The organism is Mesorhizobium sp. M1006 (assembly GCF_040318825.1).
Classification (GTDB): Bacteria; Pseudomonadota; Alphaproteobacteria; order Rhizobiales; family Rhizobiaceae; genus Mesorhizobium.
Window position 1 is genome coordinate 85,551 of the sequence record NZ_JAMYMZ010000013.1, and the last position, 23,668, is coordinate 109,218.

Here is a 23,668-nt window from a genome sequence, read left to right on the forward strand (position 1 = left end):
GTCTACTGCCCCAGCCGTTCGAGCAGCACCGGGACGTGCACCTGATCGGATTTGTAGTTGCCGGTCAGCATGTACATCATGATGTTGACGCCGGCACGCAGCGCATAGATGCGCTGCATCGGATCCGAAGGCACCGTCGGCAATAGCGGGTCGCCATTCTCGTCGACGGCCCAAGCGCCGGCGAAATCATTGGCGGTGATCATGATTGGCGAAACGCCGTCGCCGGTGCGCACCGGGCGGTTCTCGGTGTTGCTGGCTTCGAGCGATGCCTCGACCCAAAGCGGGCTGCCGGCAAAACGGCCAGGAAACTCCGGAAGGATATAGAAGGATTTGGTCAGCACGTGGTCCGACGGCACCGGCTCCAGCGGTGGCACGTTGAGGTTGCCGAGGATGTCGCGCAGCCGCTCCGTCGCCGGGCTGGTCGAATCCGCACCAATGCCATTGGCGAACTGGTCGCGGGTGTCGAACAAGACCGTTCCGCCCTGCTGCATGTAGGCGTCGATGCGGGCGATGGCGGCCTCGCTGGGCATCGGGGCCGAGGGATCGATCGGCCAGTAGATCAGCGGATAGAAGGAAAGTTCGTCCTTCGAGATGTCGACGCCGGCCGGTGCTCCGGGTTCGAGCGCGGTTTTTTCGATAAGAAAGCGGGTCAGGCCTTCGAGCCCGGCGCGGCTGATCGAATCGACACCCGGCTCGCCGGTCAGCACATAGGCGATCCGGGTCTTTGAAATGTCCCCGATCGCCTCCGTATCTCCCGGTTTGGCGTCGTCGGCACGCGCGACGTCCGCGTGGCCAATCAAAGCGCCGAGCGCAATCAGCAGGACGGCTGCCGTCGCCGCAGCGCCGGCACGGCGCGGCCGGCGCGACAACAGGCCGCCCATCCAGAATACGGCAAGCGTGTCGAGCACCATCAGCACCAGGGCGGCCGTGACAAGCGGACCTTTGAGGTTGCGCTGCTCGTCGAAGGCATACTGGATGGTGGTGACCGGCACCGTGATTTCAGGCCGGGCCAGCGGCGTGAATGCGCTGTCGCCACCGAGCAGATTGTGAGCGAACACTCCCGTCTCCGAGCCGTAGAGGCCGGGCGGGTTTTCCAGCGTCACCGGCAGCGGGCCGGCGCCGGGCACCAGCGGCCTGGCATCCGGCGTCGGCGGCACCAGCGTGCCGTCGGCAGCGATCATGCGATAGGGTGCCAGCGACGTGGCGGCTGCCTCGGCATTGGCGACCGCCGAGCCCTGGTTGCGCGACAATTGCACGATGCGCCGCAGCATCTCGACGAAGCTGCCGGAGATCGGCAGGTTGGACCACGTCGCCTCGGGGGTGACGTGGAACAGTACGAGGGTGCCCTTGTCCTTCTTCATCCCGGTCACCAGCGGCGTACCGTCGGCAAGCGTGGCCCAGGTGCGCTCGACAATGTCGGGCGTCGGCTCGGCCAGCACCTGCCTGGTAACGGTGACCTCGGTCGGCGGCGCGAGGTCGGCGAAGGGACCGGTTTTCGGGAATTCGGTGACCGGCTGCGGCGCCGTCCATGACAGCGCGCCGCCAAGCGATCGCTCGCCGGTGCGCAGCCGGACCGGCAGCAGATCGTCGTCATTGCCGGCAGCGGCCAGCCGCGAACCGGCAAAACGCACCAGCGTGCCGCCCTTGTCGACCCAGTCGACCAGCCTCTGCCGCGCCTGTTCCGGAATGGTGCCGACATCAGCCATGACGATCATCGCCGGTTTCTGGTCGAGCAGTTGCGGGATGGCGTCGGCGAGATCGACGCTCGACGGCTCGACGAGATCGGCGAAGGGCTGCAGGGCGCGGCGAATGTAGTAGAGCGGCGACAGCAGCGGTTGCGCCTGATCAGCCTCGGACTGCGACAGCAGCCCGACGCGGCGGCGTTTTGAGCTCTCATCGAGCACGCGGACGGCACCGGCCTGGCGCTCGCCATCGAGCGCGATGTAGGCGAAGTCGTTGCGCAGTTCGAACGGCACCGCCATCGTGCCGGTTGCGGTGGTTCCGCCCGGGGCAAAGGTCAGCGTCGCGTCGGCAATGCGGCGCCCCTTGTCGTCGAACGCGCCGGCCGTCACCTGTGCAGGTGCCGGATCGCCCGGTGCGCGGATGGCGGTCAGGGCGAAGCCGTCGACCTGGTTGTCGGCGCCGGTCAGGCCGGTCAGCGACAGCCGGTCGGAGACGGCCCAGACGACACGTGCCGCGTTCTTTGACAACAACGTGTTGAAGGCGGCTTCGTCGCCTTGCGCCGCCAAGCCATCGGCGAGCACTGCGACGCTTGCGCCCGGCAGCGACTCCAGGGCTGACGCGACGCGGGCGTAGACGGCGGGGCGGTCGGTCGGGATCGGCCGCGGCTTTGCCGCGCGCAGCCGGTCGAGCGCGGCAGCGGCATCGAAGGGACCGATCTCGGCATTCGGCTTCTCGGCGGTGAAAGCGATGAGCACCGGCACGCCGTTCGAATTGGCATCGGCGATCAGCCGCTCGGCGGTGGCGACCCGCTTGCCCCAGTCGGCGGCACTTGCCCAGTCATTGTCGATCACCAGCGCCAGGGCGGCGCCTTCGGCCGGCAGCTTTTCGCGCGGGTTGAAGACGGGTTCGGCAAGTGCTGCCACGACAAGCGCGGCCATCAGCAGCCTGAGCAGCGTCAGCCACCAAGGGCTCTGCTGCGGCGTTTCTTCGCGCCTCAGCACGCGGGCGAGAATCCTGAGCGGCGGAAACACCTCGGCTTGCGGCCTGGGCGGGGTCAGCCGCAGAAGCCACCAGATCACCGGCAGCGCCAGCAGGCCCCACAGCACCATCGGCGCCCCGAAGGAGAGCGGCAGCCAACTCATGCGCGGGCCCTCCCGGCAAAGCTGCCTTCGGCGGTCATCGCCATGTGGATGCGCACCAGCGCCTCGGAGGCAAGGCGATCGGTATGATTGACGGTAAAGCTCCAGCCACGCCGTTTGCACCAGGCGGCGAGTTCCTGGCGGCGGGCGGCATAAAGCAGGCGATATTCCTCGCCCAGCATTTCGGCGCGGCCGGCGGTCAGCTTGTCGCCGGTCTCAGGATCGGTGAATTCGGTGCGCCCGGCATAGGGGAAGCTTTCCTCGGCCGGATCGGCGACCTCGACAAGATGGGCGCGCACGCCGTGGCGGGCGGGAACGTCCAGCCACGCAATAGTGTCCTCGACGGGGTCGAGGAAATCGCTGACGAGGACGATGTCGCAGAACCGACGAATGCCGGATAGGTCGGGCTTTGCCGGCAGGTCGCCGGCGTGCATTAGTTGCGCCGCGATGCGCTCGGCGCCATTGCGGGCGGTGAACGGGTCGGTCAGGCCCGGCCAGGCAATGCGCTCGCCGCTGCGCGACAAAAGCTCGGCCATGGCCAGCGCCAGCACCAGGGCGCGCGATTCCTTGGAAACGCTGGCCCCGGTCGATTTGTAGAGCATGGAAGGCGAGGGATCGGCCCAAAGCCACACCGTGTGGGCAGCCTCCCATTCACGGTCGCGGACATAGGTGTGGTCGTCGCGAGCGGAACGGCGCCAGTCAATGCGCGAGGAATCGCCTTCGACGTAGGGCCGGAACTGCCAGAAATTCTCGCCGATACCGCGCTTGCGGCGGCCATGCCAGCCGGCAATTACCGTGTTGACGATGCGGCGCGCCTCGACCAGCAGGTCCGGCACCAACGAAGCCCGCAACCGGCCTCTGGCGAGCGCATCGCGCGTCGCTGCCGGTGCCTGCGCTTCACCGATGCGCGCCATCAAATCCCTTTCGCGAGCTTCGCCACAACATCGCGAACCGTGGTGCCCTCGGCGCGGGCGGCGAAGGTCAGCGCCATGCGGTGCTGCAGCACCGGCTCGGCGAGCGCGCGGACGTCGTCGACCGACGGCGCCAGCCGGCCATCGTAGAGGGCGCGGGCGCGGGTGCACAGCGTCAGCGCCTGACTGGCGCGCGGGCCTGGGCCCCAGGCGACGTGCTTGTCGGTATCGGCGTTGCCCTGGCCGGGGCGCGCTGAGCGCACCAGCTTGAGGATCGCCTCGACGACGCTTTCCGGCACCGGCATACGGCGGATGAGCGTCTGGATGTCCTTCAGCCGCGCCGGCTGCAGCACGTTTTCAGCCTTGGCATCCTCGATACCGGTGGTCTCCAGCAGGATGCGGCGCTCCGCCTCGATCTCGGGGTAGAGGATATCGACCTGCATCAGGAAGCGGTCGAGCTGCGCTTCCGGCAGCGGATAGGTGCCTTCCTGCTCCAGCGGGTTCTGCGTCGCCAGAACGTGGAACGGTGACGGCAGATCATGGCGCACGCCGGCAATGGTGACGTGGTATTCCTGCATCGACTGCAGCAGCGCCGACTGGGTGCGTGGCGAGGCGCGGTTGATCTCGTCTGCCATCAGCAGTTGCGCAAAGATCGGCCCGGAAATGAAGCGGAAGGAGCGCTTGCCGAATTCATCCTGCTCCATCACTTCCGAGCCGAGAATGTCGGATGGCATCAGGTCGGGCGTGAACTGGATGCGGCGCGAATCGAGGCCGAGCACGATGCCCAGCGTTTCGACCAGCTTGGTCTTGGCGAGGCCGGGCACGCCGACCAGCAGTGCATGGCCGCCGGCCAGCAATGCGACGAGCGTGCGCTCGACGACGCTTTCCTGGCCGAAAATGACCCGGCCGACGCCGTCACGGACCCTCGAAATGTCGGCCAGCGCTTTCTCGGCCTGCGCCACCATGTCCTTTTCGCTGATTGGGCTTTCCTTGATCATAACGCTCATGCAGCATCGATCCTTCTGTTGGAAACACCGCTTGGCACCTTGGTGCCGCAGAGAATGCCGCGATTCGGCTTCGCATGCGCCTGCAATGAACTTAAATCACAGACTTAGGCTGACAAGCGGAACAACAGTGACTATTTCGTGACCATGACGGAAGCCGCCGACCATCGTGAAGAGAGCCTGACGGCCGCGACCGAGGCGCGCGGGCTGGAAGCGCTGGTCTCGCGCGCGACGCGCGCCGGTAAGGGGCCGGCGCCGGTGGAACGCTGGAATCCGGCATTTTGCGGCGATCTCGACATGGAAATCAAGCAGGACGGCACCTGGTTCTATCTGGGAACGCCGATCGGCCGGATGCCGCTGGTGCAGCTTTTTTCCTCAGTGCTGCGCAAGGACGCGGACGGCAGGACTTACCTGGTGACGCCGGTGGAAAAGGTCGGCATCCGCGTCGCCGACGCGCCCTTCATTGCCGTCGAGATGGACGTGTCGGGCGTCGGCGACGGACAAATCATCACCTTTCGCACCAATGTCGGCGACGTGGTCGAGGCTGGGGCGGGACACCCGCTGCGCTTCGTCGATGAGGACGAGACAGGTGGCCTGAAGCCTTATGTGCTGGTGCGCGGGCGGCTGGAGGCGCTGGTGGCACGGCCGGTGATGTACGAGCTGGTCGAGCACGGCGAAGAGATCGACATCGGTGGCAAGAGGATGTTTGCCGTCCGTTCCAAAGGCGAGGTCTATCCAATCATGCCGGCTGAGAAACTGAAACGGCTGAGCGCATGATGGACCGCCTATGATGGATCAGGTGATGCCGTTGCCGTTTTCCGTTGCCGGGTTTCGCCAGCGCGTCGCGGCGCAGCCGCTGGCGCATGCCGGCGACGATTTTGGCGACCACCGCTTCAATCCGGGCCATCCCAGGCTGAAGCTGGCCAAGGCGCTGCGCGATGCCGCCGTGCTGATCCCGGTGGTCGATCATGGCCATGAAGCCACGGTCCTTTTGACCAGGCGGGCGGAAAAGCTGCGCAACCATTCGGGGCAGGTGGCTTTCCCCGGTGGTACCATCGATCAAACCGATGCGAGCCCGGAAGCGGCGGCGTTGCGCGAGACATTCGAGGAGATCGGTCTCGATAGGGATTACATCGAGATCGTCGGCCGTCTGCCGGACTACGTTTCCGGCAGCGGCTATCGCATCGCCCCGGTGCTCGGGATTGTGCGGCCCGGTTTCAGCCTGACGCTGAATTCCGACGAAGTCGATGCCGTCTTCGAGGTGCCGCTGGGCTTTCTGATGGACCCCGCCAACCACACCAGAGACAGTCGCATGTGGAACGACCTCGAATGGTTCTATTACGAGATGCCCTATGGCGACCAGCGCATCTGGGGCGTCACCGCGGGCATCATCCGTACGCTTTATGAAAGGCTCTATTCGTGAGCGATCCAGTGTCGATCGCGGACAAGGCCGGGTGGCTCGGCGAACGCCACCTGCAGCGCCTGCTCGCCGCGCTGACTGATGGCGGCGAGGAGGCGCGTGTCGCCGGCGGTGCGGTGCGCAACGCGCTCATCGGCCAGCCGGTCGCCGACATCGACATCGCCACCACCACGGTGCCCGAGGAAACCATCCGGCGCGCCGAGGCGGCAGGCTTCAAGACGGTACCGACCGGCATCGAGCATGGCACAGTCACCGCGGTCGGCCACGGCAAGGCCTATGAGGTCACCACGCTGCGTGCCGATATCGAAACCGACGGCCGGCGCGCCAAAGTGTCGTTCGGCCGCGACTGGAAAGCCGACGCTGAGCGGCGTGATTTCACCATCAATGCACTCTATGCCGAGGCCGATGGAACGGTCGTCGATCTGGTCGGCGGTATCGCCGATATCGAAGCGCGGAGGCTGCGATTCATCGGCGATCCGGAAGCCCGTATCCGCGAGGATTATCTGCGCATCCTGCGTTTCTTCCGTTTCTTCGCATGGTATGGCGACGGTAGGCCGGATGCCGAAGGGTTGAAGGCTTGTGCTCGGCTGAAGCAGGGGCTCGACCAGCTTTCGGTCGAGCGCGTCTGGTGGGAATTGAAGAAATTGCTGTCGGCGCCAGATCCGTCGCGGGCGCTGCTGTGGATGCGCCAGGCCGGCGTTCTGACCGCCGTTTTGCCGGAAAGCGAGAAATGGGGCATCGATGCCATCCACGGGCTGACCAAGACCGAGAAGGACCTGGCCTGGGCGCCGGACCCGCTGCTCAGGCTGGAATCCATCGTGCCGCCGGATGCCGCGCGCATGAAAACGCTTGCCGAGAGATTGAGGCTTTCCGTGAGCGAAGCAAGCCGGCTGCGGAATTGGGCGATCACGGCTGCCGTCGATCCGAAAACGACTGAAGGAGAGTTGGCGAAAAGGCTTTATTTTGGCGACCGCCAAGGCTTTGTCGACCGGTTGCGGCTGTTGCTCGCTTCCGCTCGATCCCGCGCGGTCGAAGACAATGACGCACTGCTCGAAGCCGGCGGCTTCTCGCGCCTGCTTGCCTTCGCTGCAAAATGGCAAAATCCTGTTTTTCCGGTCAAGGGCGCCGATCTGACGACGCTTGGCGCATCACCGGGGCCGAAGCTTGGTGCAACGTTGAAGAATCTCGAAAAGGAATGGGTCGAGTCCGGTTTTGCGCTTGATCGCGGCGCGCTGCTCAAGCGCGCCGCGGAGGCACTCGAATCCTGACCGTCACGCTGCGTCGCGGACCTTTTCGATGCGCGAGCGGATCGCCTCGATCATCGTCTCGCGGATCACCGTCTCGCCGTGCGTCTCGCGCAGATGCTCGACGGCACGGCGCATGACCTCAGCCTCCTCCTCGGCGCGTGTGTGCCACTCGCAGCCGGGTACGAGCGACCCGCAATGGAATTCCTTCATCGGCTTCTCCTCATCTCCTCCTTGGAGCGCCGCGCAGCGCACTGACACGGAAGCTCCAGACCTTTGATTGCGCGATCCGGAAACCGCGTACGGTATCCGGGCTACACGCTGGCCAGCTAAGCATAACACGATCGAACGGTTTTGGTTGCCTTAGAGTGCCGTGCGTCCAAGCCGACACGCGGCCCTCTGGTGATCGGGTTGCGAAAAGGCGGAGCATCGCTGCTCCGCCCTCTTACGCCACCCAGGAGTAAGACCTCGTCTTGCTCCAGCGGGCAGGACATCACTTCACGATCTTGACTGCCTCGGCAATTTTATCCTTGCCGCTCATATCCCACGTGACGCGGACCTTTTCGCCGACCTTCAGGCCAGGATCCTTGAAGGTCTGGGGCAACGTAAAGGTGGCTCCGTTATCCAGAACTAGGCTCATCGCCGTTCCATCAAAGCTTTTGATCGTGCCGGTGGTGTGCTTGACCGCAGCGAATGCGGCAGTACCAGAGGCGAGAACGGCAGTGGCGGCTGCGGTCATAATAAGCTTGCGCATGGCATGCTCTCCTGGAAAATACGGGCACCGCTTGGGAAAGGTGCCCGATTCAATCATGGGCCGTCCGGTCACGTCGGGTCGCGGCTCTCGGGAGTAAAGAACCGCCGGCGTTTCCCGGCCCGACGCGACAAATAGCCCAATCTTTACAATGATACATTAGACGAAAAAGATATTTTCTGGCGCGCCTTGCGCCACATTCGCCGTCAAATTCTGGGGATTTGGACCCGATTGCGGCTCACGTCGTGCTCACCGAGATTTTACGGCCATTTCGCTTCTGGCGGCAGGCTGGACAGGATCGAGGCGACATTGCCGCCGGTCTTCAGCCCGAAGATGGTGCCGCGATCGTGAAGCAAGTTGAATTCGACATAACGGCCGCGGCGGATGAGCTGCTCGTCACGGTCGCCATCGGTCCAGTTGTCATTGAAGTTGGCGCGCACCAGATGTTCGTAGACGACGAGAAAAGATCGCCCGACGTCCTGGACGAAGTTGAAATCGGCGTCCCAGCCGCCTTTGTCCTCATCCGAATGCAGCCAGTCGAAGAAGATACCGCCGGTACCGCGTGGCTCGTCACGGTGCGGCAGGTAGAAGTACTCGTCGCACCAGGCTTTGAATTTCACGTAGTCGGCGATCGCCGCGTTCTTCTCGCACGCAAATTGCATCGCTCTGTGGAAGGCGATCGTGTCGGGGTCGTCCTGGCTGCGGCGGCGGTCGAGCACCGGTGTCAGATCGGCGCCGCCGCCGAACCACTGGCGCGAGGTGACGACCATGCGCGTGTTCATATGCACGGCCGGCACGTTGGGGTTCCACGGATGGGCGATCAGCGAAATGCCGCTTGCCCAGAAGGAGGGGTCCTCTTCGGCGCCCGGCATCTGCTTCCTGAATTCGGGCGAGAACTCGCCGTGGACGGTCGAGGTGTGGACGCCGACCTTCTCGAAGACGCGGCCGTGCATCATCGACATGATACCGCCGCCGCCCTTGCCGGCATCGCGTTGCCACGGCGTCTTTTCGAAGCGGCCGGGCGACCAGCTAGCCTGCGGCCCCTGCAGGTCCTGCTCGATCTGCTCGAAGCTGGCACAGATGCGCTCGCACAACGTCTCGAACCACAGCCGTGCCTTCGTCTTCTTCTGTTCGATGTCGGCTGGCAGCCCCGCCGGTATCTCGGGTCGTTGCAAATCCTGTCTCCGGTTGCGGGCGCGCCCGACAAATGACTCGTCTTTTCCGGCCGCGATCCCTAATCTCTTGGGTGCAAGGGTCAAGTGTCAATGGAGTTCTTTCGTGCGCACCCCGGCAAGACCGCCGCTGGATGGCCTGAAGAAGAGGCTCGACCGTTCGCGCGCCGAGAACGCGCGCATGCCGCGCGACGGCTTCCTGCGCGAGACCTTCGTGCTGCCGCGCTCCGACGCTCGTCTCAAGGCGAAGGAATGGTTCGAGCGCTTTCCCAAGCAGGCCTATTGGACCGAGATCGAAAGCTGGTTCGAGCGGCCGGGCGACGTGATCGAGTTCACGATACGACGGTTGCCGGCAGCAGATTAAGGGATGTCACGACAAAAATAGATCGCGCAATTTTGGAGAATCTAGAATTAGGTTCTCACCAAGTAGCTTGCCGAATTTTTCGAAGCCCATTTTCTGCGCCTCATCGAAGCTCAAGGACGTATAGGGCGTTGGCATGCCGCCGGAATCGATCCGATAGATCACGATGAGCTGTGTCTCTTCTTCTGCTTGGATTAGATGTCCCAGCACTGAGGTTCCCTTCCGTATCGCACCATAATCGCACTGCTTCCATTTAGGATGCAACAATCAGCCGCCGCGCCCCGGTCCCCTCCCTTGCCAGCCGGTCGCCCTTGTTCCTCAACGGGCACTTGTCGATCGACATGCAGCCGCAGCCGATGCAGTCGGTCAGCCCGTCGCGCAGTTTCTTCAGCTGGGCGATCTTGTGGTCGAGCCCGTCGCGCCAGGCGGTCGATAGCAGGTTCCAGTCATCGCGCGTCGGCGTGCGGCCCTCGGGCAGTGACGCAAGGGCCGTGCCGATCTCGGCCAGTGAGATACCGACCTCCTGCGCTACCTTGATGATCGCGACACGGCGCAGCACGTCGCGGCCGTAGCGCCGCTGGTTGCCTGACGTCCGGTGGCTGCGGATCAGCCCGCGGGCCTCATAGAAATGTAGCGCCGACACCGCCACACCGCTGCGCATGGCCACTTGGCCGACCGTCAATTCCGTTACCGGTGCCATCCCTCTTTTTCCGTTCCGATTTTTTCGCTTGACCTAAAGTTAAGTTGAGCTTGTAGCGAAGAAACCCGGGATCTGCAAACCAAGGAGATGGTGATGTGCGCCTGGGCCAGGATGACGGGAGACGGAGTGCCGTTATCCGAGTTGCCGGATGGCTTCACCCGCCACCATGGCGACGGAAAGCGCGACGTTGATGCTGCGCGCAGCGTCTTGCATGGGAATGGTCAATTGGGCATCCGCCGCTTGATGGACAAGATCCGGAACGCCTGCGGATTCGCGGCCGAACAGAAGAATGTCGTCATCGCCGAAGGCGAAGCTGGTGTAAGGGGTCGTGGCTTTGGTCGACAGCAGCACCAGCCGCCGCTTGGCAAGCTTGCGCCAGTCCTCGAAGGCGTGCCAGTCGACGTGCCGGGTGAGCGCCGCCATTTCGAGGTAGTCCATGCCGGCCCGTTTCAGCGCCCGGTCACCGAGCGGGAAGCCCGCCGGTTCGATGATGTCGACGCCGAGACCGAGGCAAGCGGCGAAGCGCAGGATTGTCCCGGTGTTGCCGGCGATATCAGGCTGGTAGAGCGCGATGCGGAGACGGTCGTTCATTTCCGCGTCTTTCTAATAAGTGGCAGATCAGCCACAGAGCTCTCGCGGTTTTGGAAATTCCTGGACTGGCGGGTGGTCATTTTCTGCGAAGTCGGTTATACGGCCAGCATTGTCAACCCGAACCGACGGAGGGGTAATTCATGATGGCCATGCACATCCACCACCCCTCTCGTGGGCTTACCAGCCCGACGGCGGTTTCGGTACGACGATTCTCCTGACCTTCTAGACTTCAATCGCACCGATTCCCGCCGAAACCTTTTTCGGCCTTTGAAGGAATCCTGCGATGTTTTTCAAGCTGTGGAAGGGGCTGAACGCCCCACCTGAACACGCTTCGACCGATGCCACCATTGCCGCGCCGCGCGTGCCCGCGGCCTGGGTTGGTTCACCCTTCTACCTGCATCTTCAACTGGAGGACGGACCGATGTTCGATCCCTGTAGAATACCCGGCTCAAGAAGCCTGCACGAGCGGAAGACTGCGACCTGGGCGCTTTTGATCGGCGAGACCTACTCGTCGGCGGTTCACGCCGAGACCCGCCGGCGTCCGCATCGCGGTATGCTGCCGGACGTCGATTTCTCGCGCGCCGTTCCGGACTATAGCCGGCCGTCGCTGGTGCGCCGGATCATCAGGCTGATCCGGCCTGGTGCAAAAACCAGCGCGAAAATCCGGATCGTCAAAACGTCGTCAGCATCGTCAAACGAGACTGTCGGCGAAAGGCCCGCGACAACCTATATAGCGCGAAGCAGGACCGGCGAGGCGGACGATTCCGTATCGCCGGTCCTTGACGCCATGCGGTCTGGGCACCCCGTCCGTTCGCGTGCCGCGTGAGCGGAAACAGGTATTGTGAGCATCTCTATGTTTAGCTGGTTTGAAAAAAGGCTCGATCCGTTCCCTGCCAAGGAGCCGGTCGAGCCGCCGCGGACACTGATCGCCTTCTGCGTGCATTATACGCGCGGCGCGTGGCCCTACATCGCTCTCGATGCGGTACTGGTGACGGCCATCGCCCTTGCCGAGGTGTGGATGTTCGGCTTCATGGGCCGGATCGTCGACTGGCTGTCCGGACAGAATCGCGAGACATTCCTGCAGACCGAAGGCTTGAAGCTGGCCGGGATGGCCTTCATCGTGGTTTTCGCGCTGCCGGCGACGGTCTGGTTCCATTCGCTGCTCAACCAGCAGACGCTGATGGGTAATTATCCGATGCGTATCCGCTGGCAGGTGCATCGTTACCTGCTCAAGCAGTCGATGAGCTTCTATCAGGACGAGTTTGCCGGGCGCATCGCGACCAAGCTGATGCAGACCGCGCTCGCGGTGCGCGAGTGCGTCATCAAGCTCATCGATGTGCTCAACTATATCGTCGTCTATTTTCTCGGCATGCTGTTCATCGTCGGCTCGGCAGACTGGCGGCTGGCTGCGCCGCTTGCCGTCTGGCTTGCCGGATATGTCCTGCTGTTGCGCTATTTCATCCCGCGGCTGGGCAAGGTCGGCGAGGAGCAGGCCAATGCGCGCTCGACCATGACCGGCCGTGTCGTCGACAGCTACTCCAACATCCAGACGGTCAAGCTGTTCTCGCATGCGCGGCGCGAGGCATCCTTCGCCAAGGACGGTATGGCCGGCTTTCTCGACACCGTTTACCGGTCGATGCGGTTGGTGACTCAGCTCTACGGCCTGCTCTACGTCCTGAATTCGCTGCTGTTGTTTTCAGTCACCGCAATCTCGCTATGGCTGTGGCTCGGCCAAGCCGTGACGATCGGCGCCGTCGCCCTGGTCATCGGCCTCGTGCTTCGGCTCTGGGGCATGTCGCAATGGATCATGTGGGAGATGTCCACGCTGTTCGAGAATATCGGCACGGTGCAGGACGGCATCGCCTCGATCTCGCTGCCGCGCCTCGTCGAAGACCGGCCTGGCGCCAAGGATATTGCCGTGACCAAGGGGGAGATCCGTTTTGAGGACATCCGCTTCCACTATGGCAAGCAGAAGGGCGTGATCGAAAGCCTGTCGCTGACGGTGAAGCCGGGCGAGAAGGTCGGCATCGTCGGCCGTTCGGGTGCCGGCAAGTCGACGCTGGTCAATCTTCTGTTGCGCTTCTATGACCTCGAAAGCGGCAAGGTCCTGATCGACGGCCAGGACATTGCGGCGGTGACGCAGGACTCGCTGCGCGCCCAGATCGGCATGGTCACGCAGGACACCTCGCTGCTGCATCGCTCGGTGCGCGAGAATATCCTCTATGGCCGGCCGGACGCCAGCGACCAGATGCTGATCGAGGCGGCGCGGCGCGCCGAGGCGCTGGATTTCATCGCCGGATTGTCGGATTCTAACGGTCGAAAGGGTTTCGACGCGCATGTCGGTGATCGCGGCGTCAAATTGTCCGGCGGCCAGCGGCAACGCATCGCCATAGCCCGTGTCATGCTGAAGGACGCACCAATCCTTATCCTCGACGAAGCGACCTCCGCCCTCGATTCCGAGGCCGAGGCGGCCATCCAGGAGAACCTCTACAGACTGATGCAAGGCAAGACCGTCATCGCCATTGCGCACCGGCTGTCGACGATCGCCGCCATGGACCGGCTCGTCGTTATGGACAAGGGCCGCGTCATCGAGGAAGGTTCGCATGAGGAACTGGTTGCCAGCGGCGGGCTCTACGCCCAGCTCTGGCAACGCCAGTCGGGCGGCTTCCTGCTCGACGACGGCCCCTCCGCCAACGATGCAGCCGCCAACGATGCAATCGCCAAGGGTGAAGCCGCCGAATGATGACTGCCATCTACCGCTGGTTCGAGAACTGGGTCTATCCATTCCGCGAGCCTGCGGACCTTCGCCCACCTGCCGGCGTCAGGGGTTTCCTCTGGCATTATGTCGGGCAGGCGAAGATCGCCTTCTTCGCCATGCTGGTGATCGGCGGCATCGCGCCGCTGGTCGAAGCCGGACTGTTCTATTTCGTCGGGCGGCTGGTCGACATCCTCGACCAGCTTCCCGGTGAACGCAGCTGGCACGCTCTGTGGACTGCCGCCGGCCCGGAACTTGTCTTCATGATCGCGGTGGTGCTGGTCATCCGCACCATTGTCGTCGGCCTGTCGGCGCTGGTCGACGAGCAGACGATCACGCCGGGTTTCTATAATCTGGTGCGCTGGCAGGCGCATCGCCATGTCTCGCGCCAATCCTACGCCTTCTTCCAGAACGACTTTGCCGGGCGTATCGCGACCAAGGTCTGGCAGGCGGGACAGGCGACCGGCGATCTGATGGAAAGCTTCATCGAGGTGGTCTGGTTCATGGTCGTCTATACGGTGACGACGCTGGCGCTGGTCGCCGGGCTCGATCTCCGGCTGGCGGTGCTGGTGGTGATCTGGATTACCGCCTTCGGCTTTCTGGCCAGGCGCTATTTGCCGGCAATCCGCAAACATGCCGAAGCCACCGCCGAAGCCGGCTCGATGATCACCGGCCGCCTTGTCGATTCCTATTCGAACGTGCAGACGTTGAAACTGTTCTCGGCCGATGGCGACGACCGCTACATCAGGAACGGCTTCGACATCTATCTCGACGCGCTGCGCCCGTTCACCCGCAGGCTGACCGGCGTGCGCATGGCGCTGACGATGCTGTCGGGCATTATGATCACGGCGATCGCCTGCTTTGCCGTTTATCTCTGGGTCGAGGGTTCGATCACAGTCGGCGCCGTGGCTTTCACGCTGTCTTTGGTGCTGCGGCTGAACATGCTGCTCGGCCGGCTGATGATGCAGCTCAACGGCATCTTGCGGAACCTCGGCGTGCTGGAGAATTCCAAGGCGCTGATCTCACAGCCGCTCGGCCTGACCGATGCGCCGGACGCGAAAGAGCTTGTCGTCGGCGGCGGGCGCATCAACGTCAGCAATGTGGAGTTCCACTACGGCAAGGGGTCCGGCGTGCTCAACGGCATCGACCTCGTCGTGCGGCAGGGCGAAAAGGTCGGCCTGGTCGGCCCGTCCGGCGCCGGCAAGACGACCTTGGTCAATCTGATCCTGCGCCTCTACGACCTCGAGAGCGGCAAGATCACCATTGACGGGCAGGACGTCTCCAGGGTCACGCAGAATTCGCTGCGCGCCAATATCGGCGTCGTCAGCCAGGATACGGCACTTTTCCACCGCTCGCTGCGCGACAACATCAAGCTCGGCATGCCGGAAGCGACCGACGCCGAGGTGGTCGCGGCAGCGAAGAAGGCCGAGGCGCACGAGTTCATCCTCGGTCTGCGCGACAATCGCGATCGTATCGGCTACGAGGCCTATGTCGGCGAGCGCGGCGTCAAGCTCTCCGGCGGCCAGCGCCAGCGCGTGGCGATCGCCCGCGTCTTCCTCAAGGATGCGCCGATCCTGGTGCTCGATGAGGCGACCTCGGCGCTCGATTCCGACATCGAGGCGGCGATCCAGGAAAATCTGGCAAGGCTGATGGAAGGCAAGACGGTCATCGCCATCGCGCATCGGCTGTCGACCATTGCGGCACTCGACCGGCTGGTGGTGCTCGACGAGGGCCGCATCGTCGAGCAAGGCACGCATGACGAGCTGGTCGGGCTCGACGGGCTCTATGCCAGGCTGTGGAAGCGGCAGTCCGGAGGTTTCCTGTTCAACGAGGAGAGCGCGCTGGCCGAGACCCGGCCGGCGGAGTAGTTTCTAAAGACCGGAGTAGACCATGGCGGTGAGAATGCCATCGAATTTCGGACGGTCCGGCGCGCAGGAGAGCGCGTTGGACCTGCTTGGCCATGAAATCCTCGGCGAGAAGGCGGCCGCGCTCGGCCGCGCCGGCCGGCGCGTCGAGGAAACATTGACGAGGCTGCGCGAGAATTGCGACGATGTCGACCGCGCCCGGCTGCTCAGGGATGCAGCCGAAGCGGTGCACGGGTATTTCATCCAGCGCGAACTCTGCGGCCTTCGCAAGCACGACGCGGTGATCCGGGAATACAACATTCCCAACGCCGTGCTGGCCAGGCTCGGCGCCAGCGCATGATCCGAACCGGAACTGGTTTGAGAAGCGTTATTCCAGCCACTCGGTGATGAAGCTGCCGTTCTCGTGTATGTCGGTGGTTTCCAGCGGGCCTGGCCCGACATTGGTGAATTTGTGCGGCGTGTTCGGCGGTACGACCAGGATCTGGCCGGCGGTGGCCTCGATCTGCCGGTCGCCGACGGTGAACAGGCCGGTGCCGGTCCGGATAATAAAAATCTCGCAATAGGGATGGCTGTGCAGCCTGGGGCCGCCGCCGATCTCGGGCAGGTAGTTGAAGATCAGGCAGCTGCGGGAGCCGTAAGCTCCGCCTTGCAGCTCGCCCTGCCAGTGGTCGGGCCAGCGGTCGGGCGCTTCGGCCCATTTGCCGCGGTCTATGACATGCGCCATAGGCCGAGGATAAACCGGGCCAGCGCCAGCTGTCGAGGCGAACGCAGCCATTTGGTTTTGCTGCTGTTTTCCAATCGTTCCGCCGTGCGAATTACGCCCCCGCGACAATCTGCCCTTGTGCCTTCACCCGTCTGGACAAAAACAGGCTTCACGCATAAACCCAAGTCCCAAATGCCGGAGGAATTCGCTAGCCTGTTCGCCATGCGCTGTCGGGCCGGCGCGATTGAGCGGGGAACAAGGCTCGGCCGCCGGCACGGAAGAGGCGAAAGGATCAGGCACCCGTGAGCGCAACCGACACCCAGGATCCCAACCGTCGTGATTTTCTCTACGTCGCCACCGGCATGGCCGCAGTGGTCGGCGCGGGCGCCGTTGCCTGGCCATTCATCGACCAGATGCGCCCGGATGCCTCGACGCTGGCGCTCGCCTCGGTCGAGGTCGACGTCTCCTCGCTGACGCCGGGAATGTCGCTCGTCGTGAAGTGGCGCGGCAAGCCGGTTGTCGTGCGCAACCGCACCGAAAAAGAGATGAAGGACGCCGAGGCGGTCAATCTCGCCGAACTCAAGGATCCAATTGCCCGCAATGCCAACCTGCCGGCCGACGCGCCGGCAACCGACGCCAACCGGACCACGCCGGGCAAGGAAGCCTGGATGGTGATGGTCCAGGTCTGCACCCATCTCGGCTGCATCCCGCTCGGCCAGGAAGGCGATTTCGGCGGCTGGTTCTGCCCATGCCACGGTTCGCAATACGATACGGCCGGCCGCATCCGAAAGGGACCGGCGCCGGAGAACATGGCGGTGCCGGTGTTTCAATTCGTTTCCGACACCAAGATCCGTATCGGCTGAGGCAAGGGATATTTCGATGAGCGAGGGACACTCGACCTATACGCCCAAGACCGGTATCGGACGCTGGTTCGATTCCCGCATGCCGCTCCCGCGGCTGGTCTATGACAGCTTCATCGCCTATCCGGTGCCGCGCAACCTGAACTATGCCTGGACCTTCGGCGGCATCCTTGCGCTTATGTTGGCGGCGCAGATCCTGACCGGTATCGTGCTGGCCATGCACTATGCGGCCGACAGCACTCTCGCCTTCGATTCGGTCGAAAAGATCATGCGCGACGTGAATTCGGGCTGGCTGCTGCGCTACCTGCATTCGAACGGCGCGTCGTTCTTCTTCGTCGCCGTCTACATCCATATCTTCCGCGGGCTCTACTACGGCTCCTACAAGGCGCCGCGCGAGCTGCTGTGGATCCTCGGCTGTATCATCTACCTGCTGATGATGGCGACCGGATTCATGGGCTACGTGCTGCCCTGGGGCCAGATGAGCTTCTGGGGCGCCACCGTCATCACCGGTTTCTTCACCGCCATACCTCTGGTCGGCGACTGGATCCAGCAGCTTTTGCTCGGCGGCTTCGCGGTCGACAATCCGACGCTGAACCGCTTCTTTGCGCTGCATTACCTTCTGCCGTTCATGATCGCCGGCGTTGTCGTGCTGCACATCTGGGCGCTTCACGTCGTCGGCCAGAACAATCCGACCGGCATCGAGGTCAAATCGAAGACCGACACGCTCGCCTTCACGCCTTACGCGACCATCAAGGATGGGTTCGGCATGATCGTGTTCCTGTTCGTCTTCGCCTATTTCGTCTTTTATCTGCCGAACTATCTCGGCCATCCGGACAATTACACCGTTGCCAACCCCCTGAAGACGCCGGCCCACATTGTGCCGGAATGGTATTTCCTGCCGTTCTACGCGATCCTGCGCGCTATCACCTTCAATATCGGGCCCATCAACTCCAAGCTCGGCGGCGTGCTCTGCATGTTCGGCGCGATTGTCATGCTGTTCCTGGTGCCGTGGCTCGACACCTCGAAGGTGCGCTCGGCAGTCTACCGGCCCTGGTACAAGCTGTTCTTCTGGCTGTTCGTGGCCGACTCCATCCTGCTCGGCTGGCTGGGCTCGCAGCCGGCCGAGGGCAGCTATGTATTCATGGCGCAGATGGCGACGCTGTTCTACTTCGCCTTCTTCCTGGTAGCGCTGCCGGTGCTCGGGCTGATCGAAAAGCCGCGGCGGCTGCCGAACTCGATCACCGAGGCGGTGCTCGAGAAGAACAAGGGCGGCGGTGGACATCCTGCCGGCGCCACGACCGCGCCGGAAACCAAGGGCTGAGCATGATTCCGAAAAGTGGAAACCGGTACTCGGACAAGGTCATGCTCGAGACGGTGACGGCGCGTCAGAGAATCTCAAGGGGATTTGGCATGAAGAAGATTCTCTCCTCGCTGGCGCTGCTTGGCCTTGTGGCCGCGGGCATGGGTGCCGCAAGCACTGGAGCCAGCGCCCAGGAAGAGGCGCACAATGAGGCGGCGCCGACGCATTTCCCGATACACGAACCGAAGGAAATGGATTGGAGCTTCGCCGGGCCATTCGGCACCTACGACAAGGCCCAGCTGCAGCGCGGGCTGAAGGTCTACAAGGAAGTCTGCTCGGCCTGCCATTCGATGAATTTGGTGGCGTTCCGTACACTGGAGGGCCTTGGCTATTCGGATGCGCAGATCAAGACGCTGGCGGCCGAATATACGATCCATGACGGACCGAACGATGCCGGCGACATGTTCGATCGTCCCGGCAAGCCGTCCGACCATTTCCCGGCGCCGTTCCCCAATGTGGAAGCGGCGGCGGCGGCAAATGGCGGCGCAGCACCGCCCGACATGTCGCTGCTGGCAAAGGCGCGCGGGGTCGAACGCGGCTTCCCGCGCTTCGTCTTCGATATCTTTACCCAGTATGCCCAGGGCGGCCCCGACTACATCCACTCGCTGCTGACCGGCTACGACCAGCAGCCGCCGGCGGGCATGGTCATACCAGAAGGCACGTACTACAATCCGTACTTCCTGTCCGGCGTGTCGCTGAAGATGCCGAAGCCGCTCTCTGACGGCCAGGTAACCTATGATGACGGCGCGCCGCAGACGGTCGACCAGTATTCGCGTGACGTGTCGGCCTTCCTGATGTGGGCGGCCGAGCCACACCTCGAGGACCGCAAGAAGACCGGCTTTCGCGTACTGGTCTTCCTGCTGCTGTTCGGCGCACTGGTCTACCTGACCAAGCGCAAGGTGTGGGCCGGCGTGGCGCACTGAGCCCTGCGATCTACGAGAATGCGAGGGCGTCGAAAGACGCCCTTCTCATTGCAGGCATGTCGATTCATCGCTGCCGGCGCAGAGTGGCCCCTTTGCCGGACAATTTTCCGTCAGGCGTCACATGGCCGTAGCCGGACTTAGCTGCACCGGGTTACGATTGGCCAATTCCCTTCACGTCTTCAGCCGAATCTGAAAGGCCCGGAGAGCCGCTTGATGAAATCCTCGCTCGAAGAGACGCTGCTTGCCGCGATCCGCACCATTCCGGATTATCCCAAGCCGGGCATCCTGTTTCGCGACATCACCACGCTGCTCGGCAATGCGCGGGCCTTCCGCCGCGCCATCGACGAACTGGTGCATCCCTATGCCGGCCTCAAGATCGACAAGATCGCCGGCATCGAGGCGCGCGGCTTCATTCTCGGCGGCGCCATCGCCCACCAGCTCTCGGCCGGCTTCGTGCCGATCCGCAAGAAGGGCAAGTTGCCTTCCGAGACGGTGCGCGTCGCCTACAGCCTGGAATACGGGCTGGACGAGATGGAGATGCACAAAGACGGTGTTTCTCCAGGCGAGAAGGTAATCCTCGTCGACGATTTGATCGCCACTGGCGGCACGGCCGAGGCGGCCGTCAAGCTATTGCGGCAGATCGGCGCCGACATCCTCGCCGCCTGCTTCGTCATCGACCTGCCGGACCTTGGCGGCCGCGAGAGGTTAGAGGCGCTCGGCGTACCGGTGAGGACGCTGATCGGGTTTGAGGGGCATTGAGCGTTTCTTCCTTCTCCCCTTCTTGTGGAGAAGGGAAGAACTCCGCTCACTCCACCTTCACCAGCACGGCACTTTCGAATTCGATGACCTTGTCGCCGGTCGAATCGAAGGCCTCCGAGCGGAGCGTCAGCAGCCGCCAGCCCGGTCGCGAGGCGATGGGGCGATGGGCCAGCGCGGTGCGGGTGAAAGTCACGGTTTCCCCGGCATAGACAGGTTTGGGCCATTTGAGGTTCTTGAAGCCGGGCGAGGGACCGAATTCCGGCACCGGCCCGGGACCGGGCCAGCGGGCGACCTCTGCCTCTATGCCAGCCTGGAGGTTCAATTTCATCCAGGTGGCGGCGGTGTGCCAGCCCGAGGCGCAGAGCCCGCCGAATATGCTGTTCCTCGCCGCCTCTTCGTCGATATGGAATATCTGCGGGTCGTATTTGCGGGCGAACGCCTTGACCGCCTCCGGTTCGAATCGATGTGAACCGAGCGTGACGGTGATACCGATGCAGAAGAATTCGTCGAGGCTCACGCACTGCCCTCGCGGGTGAGGAACATGACGGTGTTTTCGAGCTCGAAAACACCTTCGCCGCGCTGGTTGAACAACTCGCTGCGCATGGTCACCAGGCCAAGGCGGGGTTTCGATCTGGACAGTCGCTTGGCAAGGACGGTGGTGCTGCCGGTCAACAGGTCGCCGGCCAGGACAGGCCGTTTCCATTTGACCTGGTCGACGCCCGGCGCGCCCTGGGAGGTCGAGTCGAGCAGGAAGGCATCGCACAGCATGCGCATGAACATGGCGCAGGTGTGCCAGCCTGAAGCCGCCAGCCCGCCGAGGATGCTGGCCTTGCCCGCGGCCTCGTCGAGATGCATCGGCTGGGCATCGAACTCGTTGGCGAATTCTATGATTTCGGCGGCGCTTACCAGCTTGGTGCCCAGGTCGAGCGAAGCGCCCTCGACAAAATCCTCATAAGCCCAGGTCTTTGCGGTCATGGTCTGGAAATCCTGTTCAGGATTGTACGATCGCTACGGGTCCGGGTCCCGGATGCAGGCAGGGCGGCATTTGGTCAAGCAATTTCTATTGCGCCAGCCCGCTGCGCCCAAGCCGCAGCGCGGTATTGACGACCCTATAGCCAGCCGCGGCGGCGGAAATACCAGAAGGGCAGGATTGCCGAAAGCACCATCATGCCGATGGCGAAGGGATAGCCAAAGTGCCATTTGAGCTCAGGGATGATGTCGAAATTCATGCCGTAGATCGAAGCGACAAGCGTCGGCGGCAGGAAGATGACAGCGGCGACGGAGAAGATCTTGATGATGGCGTTCTGCTCGATCGAGATCATGCCGAGCGTCGCGTCGAGCAGGAAGCTGATCTTCTGCGACAGGAACGTGGCGTGGTCGGCGAGCGACAGCACGTCGCGCGACAAGGTCTTGATGCGAGCGCGGATATCCTTGCTCATCCTGCTTTGCGTGGAGGCATGGGCGAGAAAGCCGGCAAGGCGCTGCAGCGAGATTAGGCTGTCGCGGATCGAGGAGGCGAGGTCCTCCTTGCGGCCAATGCCTTTCAACAGCTCCTGGAAGTCGCGGTTGCGCTTGGAAACCTTGGTCGAGCGTGCCTCGAAGATGTCGCGCGAGATCGCCTCGACGTCGCGGCCGGCGCGCTCCAGAATGTCGGCGAGGCGGTCGACGATCGCCTCCAGCAGTCCGATCAGGATGGTGTCGCCGCTGGTGCAGCCGGTCGCCACCTTCTCGGCGCGCAGCGGAAAGGTCTTGAACGCCTTCGGCTCGTGGTAACGCACGGTGATCAGCCTGCTTCCGGCGAGCACGAAGGTGACCGGCGACATCAAGGGATCGTTCACCTCGGTCTGCGCAGGCAGAATGGCGGTCATGAAGTAGGCGCCGTCCTCGACGTAGAGACGGCTCGAGATCTCGATCTCCTCCATCTCTTCCCGCGTCGGAACGGCGATGCCGAGCCAGGTCTCGATTGTCGTCTCTTCCTCCTTTGTCGGGTTGAAGAGGTCGACCCAGACGACAGTGTCGCTGTTTTGCACGAGATCGTCGACCAGGCGCAGGCGATCATTGTCGACGACGAAGGCCTTGATCATCGCCGGGTCTCCCTTGCTGTTGCCAAAGAGCGTTCGTTTGGAGGGGGCGCGTCAGTCACATCGCACGGACACGGGCAGGCGAGGCGCGAGGCCGGTGCAGAGGCCCCTTAGACCCCGCACGATGGCCCGTCAAGCAGCGCAAGAGCCACTGCGACGCCCTGCTTTGAAGTTTGTCATCGAGCGACGGCAATGGTGACCATTGGGCTCCCTCGCCAGGTCAGGTGTTGAACTTGAACAGCATGATGTCGCCGTCCTGGACGACATACTCCTTGCCTTCGTCGCGCGCCTTGCCGGCCTCCTTGGCCGCGACTTCGCCGCCTAGCCTGACGAAGTCCTCATAGGCGATGGTCTGGGCGCGGATGAAGCCGCGCTCGAAATCGGTGTGGATGACGCCTGCTGCCTGCGGCGCCTTGGCGCCCTTGTGCACGGTCCAGGCGCGTGTCTCCTTGGGGCCAACGGTAAAGTAGGTGATGAGCTGGAGCAGCTCGTAGCCGGCGCGGATGACCTTGTTCAGGCCGGGTTCGTCCAGACCGAGCGTTGCCAGGAATTCCATTTCCTCTTCGTCCGAGAGCTGGGCGACCTCGGCCTCGATCGCCGCGGAAATCACAACGGTGCGGGCACCTTGCGCGGCGGCCATCTTCTCGACCGCCCTGGTATGCGCGTTGCCGGTGGCGGCATCGGCTTCCGCGACGTTGCAGACGTAAAGCACCGGGTGTGAGGTCAAGAGATTCAGCCCCTGCAGGATGCGTAGATCCTCAGCCGAGATGCCGTTGAGCAGGATGCGGGCGGGCTTGCCGGCCTGCAGCAGTTCAAGCGCCGCTTCCATCATCGGAAGTGCGGTCGCTGCTTCCTTGTCCTTGCCGGCGGCACGCTTGCGGATCTGCACGATGCGGCGCTCAAGGCTGTCGAGGTCGGCAAGCATCAATTCGGTTTCGACGGTCTCGGCATCAGCGACAGGATCGATGCGGCCCTCGACATGGGTGACGTCGTCATCCTCGAAGCAGCGCAGCACATGGACGATGGCGTCGACCTCACGGATGTTGGCGAGGAATTGGTTGCCAAGCCCTTCGCCTTTGGAGGCGCCACGCACCAGGCCGGCAATGTCGACGAACGAGATGCGGGTCGGGATGATCTCCTTCGACTTGCCGATCGCGGCGATCTTCTGCAGGCGCGGGTCGGGCACCGCCACCTCGCCGGTATTCGGTTCGATGGTGCAGAACGGATAATTGGCGGCCTGCGCGGCCGCCGTCCTGGTCAACGCATTGAAGAGCGTCGACTTGCCGACATTGGGCAAGCCAACGATGCCGCATTTGAAACCCATTTTTGTCTGGTCCTATCGGGAAATCGAAATTTAATCAGGGCTATGGGCGAAAGCCCCGATGA

The 23,668-nt window shown here is 63.3% G+C and carries 26 protein-coding genes; 12 read left to right on the top strand and 14 right to left on the bottom strand.

Translation table 11 applies throughout. The features are described 5' to 3' along the window. Nucleotides 1-2: 2 nt before the first annotated feature. The 3 genes from NKH60_RS15150 to NKH60_RS15160 are packed head-to-tail and all read right to left on the bottom strand — an operon-like array spanning nucleotide 3 to nucleotide 4,740. Entirely contained in the window at nucleotides 3-2,825 is a 2,823-nt protein-coding gene (locus NKH60_RS15150; protein WP_352833409.1) for a DUF4159 domain-containing protein, read from the bottom strand. Continuing rightward, nucleotides 2,822-3,736 (bottom strand): DUF58 domain-containing protein, encoded by a 915-nt coding sequence (locus NKH60_RS15155; protein WP_352833412.1) that lies wholly within the window; start codon nucleotides 3,734-3,736, stop codon nucleotides 2,822-2,824. The genes NKH60_RS15150 and NKH60_RS15155 overlap by 4 nt, the downstream gene beginning before the upstream one ends. Further along, complete coding sequence (locus NKH60_RS15160) at nucleotides 3,736-4,740, bottom strand: AAA family ATPase (RefSeq protein ID WP_352450525.1); 1,005 nt, start codon at nucleotides 4,738-4,740, stop codon at nucleotides 3,736-3,738. The genes NKH60_RS15155 and NKH60_RS15160 overlap by 1 nt, the downstream gene beginning before the upstream one ends. A 144-nt stretch (nucleotides 4,741-4,884) precedes the next feature. Between NKH60_RS15160 and NKH60_RS15165 the strand changes: the two genes are divergently transcribed. Genes NKH60_RS15165 through NKH60_RS15175 form a run of 3 tightly spaced genes read left to right on the top strand, consistent with a single transcriptional unit; the run spans nucleotide 4,885 to nucleotide 7,425 of the window. Beyond that, nucleotides 4,885-5,514 carry a DUF1285 domain-containing protein gene (locus tag NKH60_RS15165; RefSeq protein ID WP_352469826.1) on the top strand — a complete coding sequence of 210 codons (630 nt, stop codon included), beginning with the start codon at nucleotides 4,885-4,887 and terminating at the stop codon, nucleotides 5,512-5,514. A 13-nt stretch (nucleotides 5,515-5,527) separates the two neighbouring features. Then, nucleotides 5,528-6,160, top strand: coding sequence for a CoA pyrophosphatase (locus NKH60_RS15170; protein WP_352469827.1), 633 nt, complete (start codon nucleotides 5,528-5,530; stop codon nucleotides 6,158-6,160). After that, nucleotides 6,157-7,425 carry a CCA tRNA nucleotidyltransferase gene (locus tag NKH60_RS15175; RefSeq protein ID WP_352469725.1) on the top strand — a complete coding sequence of 423 codons (1,269 nt, stop codon included), beginning with the start codon at nucleotides 6,157-6,159 and terminating at the stop codon, nucleotides 7,423-7,425. The genes NKH60_RS15170 and NKH60_RS15175 overlap by 4 nt, the downstream gene beginning before the upstream one ends. Before the next feature lie 3 nt (nucleotides 7,426-7,428). Here NKH60_RS15175 and NKH60_RS15180 read toward each other — a convergent pair whose 3' ends face one another. From NKH60_RS15180 to hemF, 3 genes are all read right to left on the bottom strand, one after another. Next, nucleotides 7,429-7,614 carry a DUF1059 domain-containing protein gene (locus tag NKH60_RS15180; RefSeq protein ID WP_023679490.1) on the bottom strand — a complete coding sequence of 62 codons (186 nt, stop codon included), beginning with the start codon at nucleotides 7,612-7,614 and terminating at the stop codon, nucleotides 7,429-7,431. Between the two features lie 280 nt (nucleotides 7,615-7,894). After that, the gene (locus tag NKH60_RS15185; RefSeq protein WP_352541000.1) at nucleotides 7,895-8,155 is read right to left on the bottom strand and encodes a DUF1344 domain-containing protein; all 261 of its coding nucleotides are present in this window, start codon (nucleotides 8,153-8,155) and stop codon (nucleotides 7,895-7,897) included. 257 nt (nucleotides 8,156-8,412) lie between these two features. Further along, nucleotides 8,413-9,327, bottom strand: a complete 915-nt coding sequence (gene hemF / locus NKH60_RS15190) for an oxygen-dependent coproporphyrinogen oxidase (RefSeq protein ID WP_352833414.1) — start codon at nucleotides 9,325-9,327, stop codon at nucleotides 8,413-8,415. A 103-nt stretch (nucleotides 9,328-9,430) separates the two neighbouring features. Between hemF and NKH60_RS15195 the strand changes: the two genes are divergently transcribed. Beyond that, on the top strand, nucleotides 9,431-9,688 hold the full coding sequence (locus NKH60_RS15195; RefSeq protein WP_023679487.1) for a hypothetical protein: 258 nt from the start codon (nucleotides 9,431-9,433) through the stop codon (nucleotides 9,686-9,688). A 6-nt stretch (nucleotides 9,689-9,694) separates the two neighbouring features. On the opposite strand, the gene NKH60_RS15200 is transcribed toward NKH60_RS15195, so the two are convergent. From NKH60_RS15200 to NKH60_RS15210, 3 genes are all read right to left on the bottom strand, one after another. Further along, entirely contained in the window at nucleotides 9,695-9,895 is a 201-nt protein-coding gene (locus tag NKH60_RS15200) for a hypothetical protein (RefSeq protein ID WP_352819913.1), read from the bottom strand. 43 nt (nucleotides 9,896-9,938) lie between these two features. After that, entirely contained in the window at nucleotides 9,939-10,385 is a 447-nt protein-coding gene (gene soxR, locus NKH60_RS15205; RefSeq protein WP_352683921.1) for a redox-sensitive transcriptional activator SoxR, read from the bottom strand. Between the two features lie 132 nt (nucleotides 10,386-10,517). Next, the gene (locus NKH60_RS15210; RefSeq protein WP_352683922.1) at nucleotides 10,518-10,976 is read right to left on the bottom strand and encodes a tRNA (cytidine(34)-2'-O)-methyltransferase; all 459 of its coding nucleotides are present in this window, start codon (nucleotides 10,974-10,976) and stop codon (nucleotides 10,518-10,520) included. A gap of 283 nt (nucleotides 10,977-11,259) precedes the next feature. On the opposite strand from NKH60_RS15210, the gene NKH60_RS15215 reads away from it, so the two are divergent. From NKH60_RS15215 to NKH60_RS15230, 4 genes are read left to right on the top strand one after another with little or no spacing between them, the layout of a single operon-like run. Continuing rightward, nucleotides 11,260-11,802, top strand: coding sequence for a hypothetical protein (locus tag NKH60_RS15215; protein ID WP_352833417.1), 543 nt, complete (start codon nucleotides 11,260-11,262; stop codon nucleotides 11,800-11,802). Between the two features lie 27 nt (nucleotides 11,803-11,829). Beyond that, nucleotides 11,830-13,719: an ABC transporter ATP-binding protein gene (locus tag NKH60_RS15220; RefSeq protein WP_352541005.1), complete on the top strand. Its 1,890-nt coding sequence runs from the start codon at nucleotides 11,830-11,832 to the stop codon at nucleotides 13,717-13,719. Further along, nucleotides 13,716-15,599 (top strand): ABC transporter ATP-binding protein, encoded by a 1,884-nt coding sequence (locus NKH60_RS15225; protein WP_352833420.1) that lies wholly within the window; start codon nucleotides 13,716-13,718, stop codon nucleotides 15,597-15,599. Before NKH60_RS15220 ends, NKH60_RS15225 begins: the two co-directional genes overlap by 4 nt. A gap of 22 nt (nucleotides 15,600-15,621) precedes the next feature. Next, nucleotides 15,622-15,936 carry a DUF6665 family protein gene (locus tag NKH60_RS15230; RefSeq protein WP_352819916.1) on the top strand — a complete coding sequence of 105 codons (315 nt, stop codon included), beginning with the start codon at nucleotides 15,622-15,624 and terminating at the stop codon, nucleotides 15,934-15,936. 27 nt (nucleotides 15,937-15,963) lie between these two features. Here the strand turns inward: NKH60_RS15230 and NKH60_RS15235 are convergent, their stop codons facing one another. After that, the gene (locus NKH60_RS15235) at nucleotides 15,964-16,320 is read right to left on the bottom strand and encodes a cupin domain-containing protein (protein ID WP_352819963.1); all 357 of its coding nucleotides are present in this window, start codon (nucleotides 16,318-16,320) and stop codon (nucleotides 15,964-15,966) included. A gap of 281 nt (nucleotides 16,321-16,601) precedes the next feature. On the opposite strand from NKH60_RS15235, the gene petA reads away from it, so the two are divergent. The 4 genes from petA to NKH60_RS15255 all read left to right on the top strand — a co-directional run bounded on the left by petA (nucleotide 16,602) and on the right by NKH60_RS15255 (nucleotide 20,201). Then, complete coding sequence (gene petA / locus NKH60_RS15240) at nucleotides 16,602-17,162, top strand: ubiquinol-cytochrome c reductase iron-sulfur subunit (RefSeq protein ID WP_352541007.1); 561 nt, start codon at nucleotides 16,602-16,604, stop codon at nucleotides 17,160-17,162. 16 nt (nucleotides 17,163-17,178) lie between these two features. Continuing rightward, a complete protein-coding gene (locus NKH60_RS15245) occupies nucleotides 17,179-18,480 on the top strand; it encodes a cytochrome b (RefSeq protein ID WP_352469732.1) in 1,302 nt (433 codons plus the stop codon). 89 nt (nucleotides 18,481-18,569) lie between these two features. Continuing rightward, a complete protein-coding gene (locus tag NKH60_RS15250; RefSeq protein ID WP_352469733.1) occupies nucleotides 18,570-19,442 on the top strand; it encodes a cytochrome c1 in 873 nt (290 codons plus the stop codon). 213 nt (nucleotides 19,443-19,655) lie between these two features. Next, entirely contained in the window at nucleotides 19,656-20,201 is a 546-nt protein-coding gene (locus tag NKH60_RS15255; RefSeq protein ID WP_352469734.1) for an adenine phosphoribosyltransferase, read from the top strand. A gap of 46 nt (nucleotides 20,202-20,247) precedes the next feature. On the opposite strand, the gene NKH60_RS15260 is transcribed toward NKH60_RS15255, so the two are convergent. The 4 genes from NKH60_RS15260 to ychF form a co-directional block, all read right to left on the bottom strand. After that, nucleotides 20,248-20,718 carry a MaoC family dehydratase gene (locus tag NKH60_RS15260; protein ID WP_352772566.1) on the bottom strand — a complete coding sequence of 157 codons (471 nt, stop codon included), beginning with the start codon at nucleotides 20,716-20,718 and terminating at the stop codon, nucleotides 20,248-20,250. Continuing rightward, complete coding sequence (locus tag NKH60_RS15265; protein WP_352770919.1) at nucleotides 20,715-21,176, bottom strand: MaoC family dehydratase; 462 nt, start codon at nucleotides 21,174-21,176, stop codon at nucleotides 20,715-20,717. Before NKH60_RS15265 ends, NKH60_RS15260 begins: the two co-directional genes overlap by 4 nt. A gap of 134 nt (nucleotides 21,177-21,310) precedes the next feature. Beyond that, nucleotides 21,311-22,285, bottom strand: a complete 975-nt coding sequence (corA, locus tag NKH60_RS15270) for a magnesium/cobalt transporter CorA (RefSeq protein ID WP_352833425.1) — start codon at nucleotides 22,283-22,285, stop codon at nucleotides 21,311-21,313. Nucleotides 22,286-22,502: 217 nt separating this feature from the next. Next, on the bottom strand, nucleotides 22,503-23,606 hold the full coding sequence (ychF, locus tag NKH60_RS15275; RefSeq protein WP_352469740.1) for a redox-regulated ATPase YchF: 1,104 nt from the start codon (nucleotides 23,604-23,606) through the stop codon (nucleotides 22,503-22,505). Between the last annotated feature and the right edge of the window lie 62 nt (nucleotides 23,607-23,668).